Raw genomic sequence first — 9,992 nt, forward strand, 5'->3', positions numbered from 1 at the left:
TTAAATTTTTAATTTCTAGAATTTTCAGTTCTTTGAATGAGACCAACTTATTTTAGCAAATAATGTATAATGCGTGAAGATGATTTCTAAAAATAATTCAATATTCGAAACATTTCGGTCGAAAGTTGTATAAGCAATAAAAAAGATATATGTTCGAAGAAACGAACATATATCTTTTATTAATAGAGACGAAACAAATTAAGTTGTCACTTTTAATACAGTTTTAATTTTTTCAATAACGCCACCTGTACTATAAGTTAATACACTTCGCTTATAGAATGAAAGACTTAAAATATAAGCGGCAACAACTGTCACAATAAGAATAACTAAAGAAATAATAGGCTCAATAATGGAAATGTCAGTTGCTCCAATCCGCATTGGCATAACCATTCCTGAAGTCAATGGGATATAGGAGAATATTTTGATTAATATCGTATCAGGGTTACCTATACCTGAAATCATTACATAAAAACCGATTAAGGTAATCATCATGGCAGGCATCATTACTTGGGAAGCTTCTTCTACTTTCGAAACAAGGGAACCGAATAAAGCTCCGATAATTAAATAAAGAACAACCGTTAACAATAGGAATGCAAGAACGTAAAATACGTATGAATAGGAAATATCACTTAATATAGACTGAACGATTTCCCATTTTGAACCGCCATCCGTAAATCGTAGGAGCACAAATAGGAATCCGAAAATAACACCAAACTGAGTTAATGCGACTAACATTGTACCTAATATTTTCGATTGGAAATGTGTTCCTGGTTTCACACTAACTAATAACATTTCTAAAGCACGGGATCCTTTTTCGGAAGCGACATCTGTTGTTATGATAGATAAGAAGCTCATAACAAAGAAATAAATAACAATACCGACACCATATGATACCCATAATCCAGATTGTTTTTGATCTTCACTTTTTGCATTTCCACTTTCTTCATTAATATTTGTTGTTGTAATAATCGGTTCAGAGTTTAATATTTTCTCTGCTTCCTCAGCTGTTAAATTTAGTTGTTGAATACCATAAATACTACCTGCATATTGGATTAAAGATGAAATGGTAGATTGATCATTTAACTTTAAAGGAGTGTATGTAGCAATTTCCGCTTTTATTGATTCATTTTCATCTGAAACAATTACAACCGCATCTAATTTTTCATCTTCTAATTGTTTATATAGATTTTCTTTTGACTCGGTCGGATAACTAAACGTAATGTCATCATTGGAGGCGAAAATTGGTTCTAATTCCACTGGTGTTTCATTTACTAAAGCGATTTGAAGAGCTTCATCGTTAACAAACAGTGCTTTAATATCGGACCAATACATTACTACTGTAATAATAGCTAAGTATAAAAGGGTCATTAAAATAAAGGATTTCCCTCTTACCTTTTCTTTATAAAGTTGCTTAACGAGTATGGATAATTTACTCATTATTGCCACCTACCTTATCTTTGAAGATTTCATCAAGGGATAAATAATCAAGACTAAACTTTTCAATATATTGACCGTTTGAAATCAACTCAAAAATAGGTTTTGCAAAGGATTCATCCATTAACGTTAAGACATACTCATCCCGCACTACTTTTACGTCTTTAACCCCTGCCATTTTTTCTATTTCTTCCTTCGGTACAGTTGTACGGATGGTTAACTTTGTTTTCCCGTATTGTTTTTTCAAATCTAATAAACTACCAGAGAACAATGAAACACCTCGTTTTAATATACAAAGATGGTCACACAACTCTTCTACATTGTCCATTTGGTGACTAGAGAAAAGAATCGTAACACCTCTTTCTTTTAAAAGTAATATGGCATTTTTTAAAAGATCGCGGTTTACTGGATCAAGGCCACTAAAAGGTTCGTCTAAAATTAGAAATTTCGGTTTGTGAATGAAACTAGCTATTAATTGTACTTTTTGCTGGTTTCCTTTAGACAATGTTTCTGCTTTTTCATTTCTTTTCTCTTCTAATTCAAATCGTTGAATCCAAAAATCAATTTCTTTTTTCAATTTATCGCGGTTCATGCCTCGTAATTTACCGAAGAAAATCAATTGGTCTTCAACTTTCATTTGTGGGAAAATACCCCGTTCTTCTGGTAAATATCCTAACCAATCACGGTTAATTTTATTAATCGGTGAACCATCCCATGTTATACTACCTGCTGTTTGTTCTTGCAAATCAAGAATCATACGGAAAGTAGTCGTTTTTCCAGCACCGTTTTGACCGATTAAACCAAAAATTTCACCTTTTCCTATTGTGAAATTTAAATCGTTAACCGCAGTGAAATCTTTATATTTTTTCACTACATGTTTTAAGGCTAAAGTCATTGTATAGCTCCTTCCTGAACTTTAGATTGCTAAGAGTATTGTACTAATAGCTGTCTTTTGTTATACGGATAACAATTAAAAAAGTTCCATGAATTATAAAATCCGCTTACTTTTTTCCAATTATAAAGAAATTTCCCTTTTAAGTGAGAATTTTTTGATATGAAATACCAATAAATTATTTTACTTTTAAATCTGACCATGAATTTTAAGAGTAAAATGGGTGAATTTTCTTTTCAAAAAGCTATGATTTATCAAAATTTAATAGAATTCTTATCTGTCTTTAGCTTTTGTTTTCCCTAAATATCATGCGTAAAATCGGCCAGTTTAAGCTTTTTGATTCCTTTAACATTAACTTCGGCTCTTTTCATAAAAATAAGGTAATTTATCACAAAAAAATAAAATTAGAAAATTGTTATGCTAGTACTTTCAATATAATAGGTAAAAATCTAGTTCATTTACTTACAATTGAATACATTATTATTGCAGTAAATATTAAAAAGAGGAGGGGAAAATTTATGCATAGAAAACATCATCGTGGTCGTTGCAATAATCCAATTTGCTGTCCACCAAACGTTTTACCAACACGAGTTGCGCCTACACGAGTATCACCAACTCAAGAGGTTGTAAAAACAAATATTATCAACACTGTTGTTCCACATGTTCATCCTATTCACACTACTACAGTAAATAGACATGTAATTCATAATGAACACTTCTTCCCAAGAACAGAATCTGTTGTTAATCAATTCGTTCGAGGGGCAGATAGATTCCCAATGGGACCTGGCGGATTCGGTGGAAATGCCGGATTTTGTGGAACAGGCGGAGTAGGCGGTATTGGCGGAATGAACAGAAGAAGAAGATTTGGTTTCTAAATGAATAAAAAAGATTACCTTTCTTTAGTGGAAGGTAATCTTTTTCATTTTACATTCTTTTTAATTTTTCATATTCAAGTTGTAATTGTTCAATCCGTTTTCTACCTTCTTCTCGATTACGCACCGTTTCAGCTTGAATTTGTTTTGTCTCTTCGATACCCGCCATAATGGTCTGCCATGTTGTTTCAATTGTTTCAATTTTAATGCTTGGCTGACCCGCTGTGCGAGCAATGTTGACACTATTTGACCGTATATTTTCCGCATTACGGATTAACATTTCATTTGTCCGTTTGTCTAATTCATTCATCGAGTCTGCTACTAATTTTTGTCGTTGAATAGAAACGGCGTGGATTAATCCTTGTTTAAAAATAGGTATTGTTGTTACGAAAGCAGAGTTAATTTTTCCGATTAAATGATTATTCCCTTGCTGGATCATACGAATTTGAGGTGCAGCTTGAAAAGAAACTTGCTGTGCCATTTCCAAATCGTATCTGCGCTGTTCTAAGAGCTCTATGGAACGATTTAACGATTCTAACTCCATTATCGCTTCTTGATCCCCTTCGTTGGCACGTGCTTCAAGTATAGGAATTTGGGGTTGTAGTTGTTCTAGTTTTACTTCGATGGCAGCGATATGTTCACTTAAACTTTGAAAGTAATGTAAGTTTTGATCATACATTTGTTCCAATTCCATTGTATTTCGTTTCATTTCGATTTCATATTTTTGGATTTGATTGTAAATGACATCGATTTCTTTATTCATCGTATCGTATTTGGATAATAATCTCTCAAATTGTTCTTTTCCTTTATTGAGAAGACGTTTTATAAAGTTCCCTTTTTTCTCTTCTTTAAAATCTTGCGGATCAAACCGATCCATAATTTTATTTAAGTTTTGTATTAACTCACTCGATTTTTCTAACTTACTCGTTTTAATCGTAGCAAGCATCTTATCTGAAAAATTCGAAATCGCTGTAGCAGTCTCTTTCCCAAATTCTAAGACGGCAATTTGATTTTTTACATCGATTTTTTCAGCTAGGGACTGAACTTGAGGTTCTTGTTTTAGAGCGAGTTGTCGTTTTTTTATTTGGGACATTTCTTGCTCAGACACAAGCTGTGTTTGTGGCGTTTCCTTAACTTCAGCAGTAGAACCTTTTGCCATCGTATCTAAATCTTCGAATAATGGATTTTTTGTTTCAGACATCTTTTATCCTCCGTTCTAACAAATGGTATCTATTGAATCTAAAATAGTAAGTATACTCTTCTCTAATCATTTACCATATTCGTTTATATAAAACATACGATTTACATGGCAAAAAAGTTTCATTTTCGATTGAAAACTACAGAAACAATAGTCATAAATACGCTCAATGTATATTCATAATATCTTTAAAATTTAACTAACATAATAGAAAAAATCCTGATTGCCGAAACAACCAGGATTGAACAGGATTATAACGCTGCACCAGAACCACCATCAATGTTTACGGCAGTACCCGTTACATAGGATGCCGCATCGGAAACTAAAAATGTTATGACATTTGCAGCTTCTTCCGTATCTCCAATACGTCCTAGTGGAATAGATTTCCCTACTTCTGTTGAATATTCTTCCCAAGTATGATCTGGCATTTCCTTTTGCCATATTTCTTCGATTTGGCGACTGCGAATTAAGCCAATACAAACAGAATTTACCCGGATATTATATTTTCCTAGATCTTTACTCATTGCCTTCGTTAACGCAAGACCAGCTGATCGACTCACTGTAGTAGGTAAGCTGGAAGCTGGTGGCGTTTTTGCCAGTACGGCTGTTAAATTTAAAATCGCTCCACCCTTTTGTTCCTTTAAATATGGGAGTGCATATTTCGAACAATGGATTGCTCCGAATAATTTTAAATTTAAGTCTGCATGCCATCGTTCTGTATCGACATCTTCAAATGAGTTGGCAGATGATGTTCCGGCATTGTTAATTAAAATATTTAATTTCCCATAATGTTGTACTGTTTCTTCAATTAGACGTTTACAATCTTCTTCTTTTGAAACATCACAAGAGATCGTTAAAATTTCCTGCCCAGTATGTTGTTGGATAAATGCTTTTGCTTCATTTAAAGTTGATGCCGTACGGGCAGCAATGACTACTTTCACCCCTTCTTTGACAAGTTGTAAAGCGGTATATAAACCAATTCCTTTACTAGCTCCTGTAATAATCGCTACTTTATCTTTTAATCCTAAATCCATATTCGATAACTCCTTTGTTCTTGAAAGATAATTAAATTATATAAAAAAATATTTCAATTGTGGGAATTTTTCTATTTTTCTTCCACTTTACCATTCTTTGATAATAATTTGTTTGATAGAAATAAACCAAGACCTCCAATGGATATAAATAAAATGGCACGAATAAATAGATTTAAAGAACTTAAATCGAAAAATACAAGTTTAAAGATGGCGATAACAATGAGGGCATACCCCATTACTTTTACTTTCTTGTAATGATAAGTGGTACTGATCCATAAAGAAATGCTAGAAACGATAAATAAAAGTATTGTTTTACTAGCAATCACAAATATCGGATTTAACAATTGATCAAATTGTAATTGATTGAGTAGCCCATACAACAACATCATCCCAGCCAAAATACATACCGTATGAAGTCCATCTAAATCGATTTTTACTTTTCGAATCCAAGTTTCATAGAGAGTACCTTTCATTAAAATATCCACCATAAACCATATGATGAAACATATATAAATGAACCGCGCAAAAATATTTAGCCAAATATCTAATCCAAATACGTAATGACTCGGTAGTAAGTTGATTGTTGAAATAGTAAAGGCGAAGATTAGTACATATTTTAATGCCCGCCCAGTTAATCGTTTTGGCATAAAGATACTTCCAAACGTTGCAACAGCTATTAATATAAAGGTTGCATATGGGTAATCGTTTGAAATGTAACTATAGTCAAATTGATTAACATAAAAGAAGAAAAAGCTTGTAATGATAATGGGCAATAGATCTCCTGAGAAATAAATGGTTGCTTTTGAATTATCATTAACTTTAACGGCTCTTTGTTTTTGTACATATAAGAAAATAACAATTAAATAAACTAAAATGAATAAATAGTTTGCGTGTTCAATCGTCCAAAAAGGTTTAACATCACTTAGTAATAAATGATTGAAAACGGTAATCGTCATTAAAATACTATACGTTATTTTCATAATCGTAGCGCCAATTCGAATAGCCAACATGATTGATAAAAAAGCACTGAAAGGAAATAATACGATGTCTATTGTATTGGATAAATCCAAAGCAAGTAACATGTTAAATACGGTAAGTATTGATAACGTTCCAATAACATCTACGAGTTGTTTTATTTTATTTCGATAAGCTTGGTAAGCAAATTGTATATAAATAATCGTTAAGAAGAACAAAGCTAGTTCCGGTTCATTTGTAATGAAATTTACGATTGCAACGGTTAATCCGCTTAAGCTAAACAATAAACCTTCGTGGAACGCAATATATTCCCCTCTTACTTTATTTTGATGCCACCAAACATAAAGCAATAAACCATTTAAAATAATGACACTAGATAAATAAAACCAGTGATGTTCTTGATTGAGTAGCCAAATAATTATTACTGCTAGTATGGAAAAACCGTATGTAATATAAAGGGCAATTTTTTGAACATGTTTAATCAATATAAACTGCATGGCAATAAAAATAATCAAAACGTACAGTAATATCCACGGTCCGTTAAAATCCATATATTCTAACAAGTACGGTAAAAGCAACGAAGTGAACATGACGAATATTGAAAGAACTTCATTCTTCTTCACATAGCAAATAGCTACTCCATATGCAATGTAAACGAAGGCAATCAATAAAGCAAAATAAAGTCCTAAAACTTCATAAATTATTGCTCCAGCTGCTGTTGTTAAGATCCCGATACAAAATGTTCCACCATATAAAACAACGGTTAAAACTTGTGAAGTATCCCTTTTCTTTTTGTCCATTCTGTACGCAATCACAAATAACGCGATTGATAATCCATAAGCTAAGACGAGTTTAACTTCCGTTGAAAGCAATCCAAAGTCACTAATTAGTTTTAATCCCCATAAAACACCTAAAACGAGAATAATCATAAATATTTTTGGTAAAGACCAAACGATGATTTCTTCAAAGCTTTTTTGTTTTTTTGGTGGTAAAGCTTGCTTCTTGGAAGGGGGGACTGTTTGAATCTTTGGTCGAGTTTTTTCAGTTGAATTGACTGGATTAACTTTTGCTTTCTGTAATTCCATCGGTACTTTTTCAACTGTCTTTTTTACTTTAATTGGTAATGGCTGTTCAAAACCCGTTGTAGCTGATTTTAACTGATTTAGTTCTAATCGCAACTCACGTACTTCTTTTTCAAGATAATCAATACGTTTTTCAGTGTCATTTTGCATTTTTGTTCCTCCAAAACTGATTTATTACTTAATCATTTCAATCGTTTATGTATGTTTCTTTTCACACGGCCAACAAAATCCTGAAAACGCATGTTATAAATATACTCCTGTCTTAGCTCTGTATTCCTCTTTTCTATAATTATAATTGGAAATCCTTTCTAATTACAGACAAATAAAAAGGATTTTAAAGCCAACTAGCTTTAAAATCCCGTAAGGTGTTCGATGATATTTTAGTGGTTGAAGTAGAATGCTCCAACGATAATTAAAAGAATAAACAGAACGACGAGTAGAACAAATTCATTTCCATTTTTAGAGTAACCACCATCACCATATGAATTATAATGCATAACATTTCTCCCCCTTTATCTAAGATACTAACAATTTATGACTAATACCCGGCATTACTAGGGACAAATGTTTAGTTTTAAAAAGGATTTTACAATTTATGTAGTAAAGAATGGGATAGCGCTCCCATTCTTTTGATCAATAAAAAATACTAATAGTATCTTTTATTGAATTGCGTACCGATGATAATAAGAAGAATGAATAGAACTACAAGTAATGCAAAGCCGCCGCCGAATCCGCCGGAACCACCATTACAATGATTGTCTTCTACTCCTCCTACATTATTACAGTAGTCGCCTACACCACCTACGTCATTAGAGTAACCCATGCCATATCCTCCTTTCCTCAGTTCTATTTCTACTTTATGACTTTAAGAATGTAAGGTTATGGACAAGTGTGGAGCTTCTTAAGAAAAAATAGATTCTTTTTCATAAAAAGCTATAAAACTGTAGATTTTTTTAACCTCAGATTAATAAATGCTTTGAAAAAAACTAGTAGCAAGACATACGTTTAAGAATCAAATATTTTTCTGAAATAGACTGTATTTCGAATCCGTTATTTTTCGAAAGGTTTTTGTACATCTTTTATCGAAAAACTATCATCACTTCAAAAGAATCTTATATATAAAATATTTTGAGTAAAAAAATTTAGTATAAATATGTATTATTTATTTACGATAAAATTCGAAAAATCAAAATTTTTATTACTTTTATCTAATATTCAAAACCACTTACGTAAAATTCAGTATATAATCAACTATATCAATTAAATTTCTTCAAGGAGTGGTTCATTTGAATTCAACCATTACACGTGCTTTTAATTTCAATGCAGGTCCATCAGCTCTACCACTAGAAGTACTTGAAAAAGCTCAACAAGAACTGATCAATTACAACAACGCTGGAATGTCCATAATGGAAATGAGTCATCGTAGTAAAGATTATGATGCAGTACATAACGAAGCAATCGCTCGATTAAAAGCGTTATATGCTATTCCTGATAACTATGAAGTTCTTTTTTTACAAGGTGGTGCTAGTCTTCAATTTACGATGGTACCGATGAATTTTTTAAAAGAAGATCAAAGGGCGAGTTATGTATTGACAGGTTCATGGTCTGAAAAAGCATTAAAAGAAGCATTACTTTTTGGAAAAACAGCAGAAGCTGCTAGTTCAAAAGAAAATAAATATCGAAATATCCCCACTTTAAACGAAATTCAATTTGATCAAACAGATGCGTATGTGCACATTACTTCTAACAACACAATTTATGGCACACAATGGAAGGAATTCCCTCATACCGGCGAAGTACCTTTAGTAGCAGATATGTCTAGTGATATCCTTTCTAAGCCTGTTGATATTAGTAAATTCGGTCTTATTTATGCTGGTGCCCAAAAGAACCTTGGTCCATCAGGTGTTACCGTTGTCATTATTCGAAAAGATCTACTTGAAAAAGCGAACAAAAACATTCCTACTATGTTAAAATATACAACACACGCAGATTCAAATTCTTTATATAACACTCCACCAACCTTTGGTATTTACATGTTAGGGGAAGTTCTTAAATGGGTTGAAGCGCAAGGTGGGCTCGAAGGTATTGAGAAAAACAATGAAGCCAAAGCAAAATTAATCTATGATGTAATCGATCAAAGTAATGGCTTTTATAAAGGACATGCGGAGTTATCATCACGTTCATTAATGAATATAACATTCCGTGTTGCTGATGAAGAGCTAGAGAAACAATTCCTTGTTGAGGCAAAAGAAGCTGGCTTTGTAGGTTTGAACGGTCACCGTTCAGTGGGAGGATGCCGTGCATCAACTTACAATGCTGTTCCGGTTGAAGCATGTCAAGCCCTTACTAATTTTATGATTGAATTCCAGAAAAAACATCAATAAATGAAATGGGGTACTGACCATCATTTTTGAGACAATAAGAAAACACCCTACTTTACAGTTAGTTGACGGTATTTAACCGGCGATTGGCTGTTTAGTTTCGTTTGAATACGGATATTGTTAT

9 protein-coding genes are annotated in these 9,992 nt (G+C 32.6%); 2 read left to right on the forward strand and 7 right to left on the reverse strand.

What is annotated here, in order from left to right; genetic code table 11:
* Positions 1-198: 198 nt before the first annotated feature.
* On the reverse strand, positions 199-1,437 hold the full coding sequence (locus ACH0B5_RS04470; protein WP_341362128.1) for an ABC transporter permease: 1,239 nt from the start codon (positions 1,435-1,437) through the stop codon (positions 199-201).
* Positions 1,430-2,329, reverse strand: a complete 900-nt coding sequence (locus ACH0B5_RS04475; protein ID WP_122970620.1) for an ABC transporter ATP-binding protein — start codon at positions 2,327-2,329, stop codon at positions 1,430-1,432. The genes ACH0B5_RS04470 and ACH0B5_RS04475 overlap by 8 nt, the downstream gene beginning before the upstream one ends.
* A gap of 515 nt (positions 2,330-2,844) precedes the next feature.
* Between ACH0B5_RS04475 and ACH0B5_RS04480 the strand changes: the two genes are divergently transcribed.
* Entirely contained in the window at positions 2,845-3,201 is a 357-nt protein-coding gene (locus tag ACH0B5_RS04480; RefSeq protein ID WP_341362129.1) for a CotD family spore coat protein, read from the forward strand.
* Between the two features lie 49 nt (positions 3,202-3,250).
* Here the strand turns inward: ACH0B5_RS04480 and ACH0B5_RS04485 are convergent, their stop codons facing one another.
* The 5 genes from ACH0B5_RS04485 to ACH0B5_RS04505 form a co-directional block, all read right to left on the reverse strand.
* Positions 3,251-4,399 (reverse strand): toxic anion resistance protein, encoded by a 1,149-nt coding sequence (locus ACH0B5_RS04485; RefSeq protein WP_122970618.1) that lies wholly within the window; start codon positions 4,397-4,399, stop codon positions 3,251-3,253.
* 248 nt (positions 4,400-4,647) lie between these two features.
* Entirely contained in the window at positions 4,648-5,430 is a 783-nt protein-coding gene (locus ACH0B5_RS04490) for an SDR family NAD(P)-dependent oxidoreductase (RefSeq protein ID WP_406927463.1), read from the reverse strand.
* 71 nt (positions 5,431-5,501) lie between these two features.
* Complete coding sequence (locus tag ACH0B5_RS04495; RefSeq protein ID WP_406927464.1) at positions 5,502-7,637, reverse strand: DUF2339 domain-containing protein; 2,136 nt, start codon at positions 7,635-7,637, stop codon at positions 5,502-5,504.
* A gap of 230 nt (positions 7,638-7,867) precedes the next feature.
* Positions 7,868-7,984: a YjcZ family sporulation protein gene (locus ACH0B5_RS04500; RefSeq protein ID WP_122970615.1), complete on the reverse strand. Its 117-nt coding sequence runs from the start codon at positions 7,982-7,984 to the stop codon at positions 7,868-7,870.
* Positions 7,985-8,133: 149 nt separating this feature from the next.
* The gene (locus ACH0B5_RS04505) at positions 8,134-8,310 is read right to left on the reverse strand and encodes a YjcZ family sporulation protein (RefSeq protein ID WP_122970614.1); all 177 of its coding nucleotides are present in this window, start codon (positions 8,308-8,310) and stop codon (positions 8,134-8,136) included.
* Positions 8,311-8,773: 463 nt separating this feature from the next.
* Here ACH0B5_RS04505 and serC point away from each other — a divergent pair, with 463 nt between their 5' ends.
* A complete protein-coding gene (serC, locus tag ACH0B5_RS04510) occupies positions 8,774-9,871 on the forward strand; it encodes a 3-phosphoserine/phosphohydroxythreonine transaminase (protein ID WP_406927465.1) in 1,098 nt (365 codons plus the stop codon).
* Positions 9,872-9,992 lie beyond the last annotated feature (121 nt).

Origin of the sequence: Ureibacillus sp. 179-F W5.1 NHS (assembly GCF_045369345.1) — a bacterium.
In the GTDB taxonomy this organism is placed as follows: Bacteria; Bacillota; Bacilli; order Bacillales_A; family Planococcaceae; genus Ureibacillus; species Ureibacillus halotolerans.

Excerpts from the sequence above, each read along its gene's own strand:
- ACH0B5_RS04505 (WP_122970614.1), bottom strand. The coding sequence starts at position 8,310 with ATGGGTTACTCTAATGACGTAGGTGGTGTAGGCGACTACTGTAATAAT.
- ACH0B5_RS04490 (WP_406927463.1), bottom strand. The coding sequence starts at position 5,430 with ATGGATTTAGGATTAAAAGATAAAGTAGCGATTATTACAGGAGCTAGT.
- ACH0B5_RS04480 (WP_341362129.1), top strand. The coding sequence starts at position 2,845 with ATGCATAGAAAACATCATCGTGGTCGTTGCAATAATCCAATTTGCTGT.
- ACH0B5_RS04500 (WP_122970615.1), bottom strand. The coding sequence starts at position 7,984 with ATGCATTATAATTCATATGGTGATGGTGGTTACTCTAAAAATGGAAAT.
- ACH0B5_RS04485 (WP_122970618.1), bottom strand. The coding sequence starts at position 4,399 with ATGTCTGAAACAAAAAATCCATTATTCGAAGATTTAGATACGATGGCA.
- ACH0B5_RS04475 (WP_122970620.1), bottom strand. The coding sequence starts at position 2,329 with ATGACTTTAGCCTTAAAACATGTAGTGAAAAAATATAAAGATTTCACT.
- ACH0B5_RS04495 (WP_406927464.1), bottom strand. The coding sequence starts at position 7,637 with ATGCAAAATGACACTGAAAAACGTATTGATTATCTTGAAAAAGAAGTA.
- ACH0B5_RS04470 (WP_341362128.1), bottom strand. The coding sequence starts at position 1,437 with ATGAGTAAATTATCCATACTCGTTAAGCAACTTTATAAAGAAAAGGTA.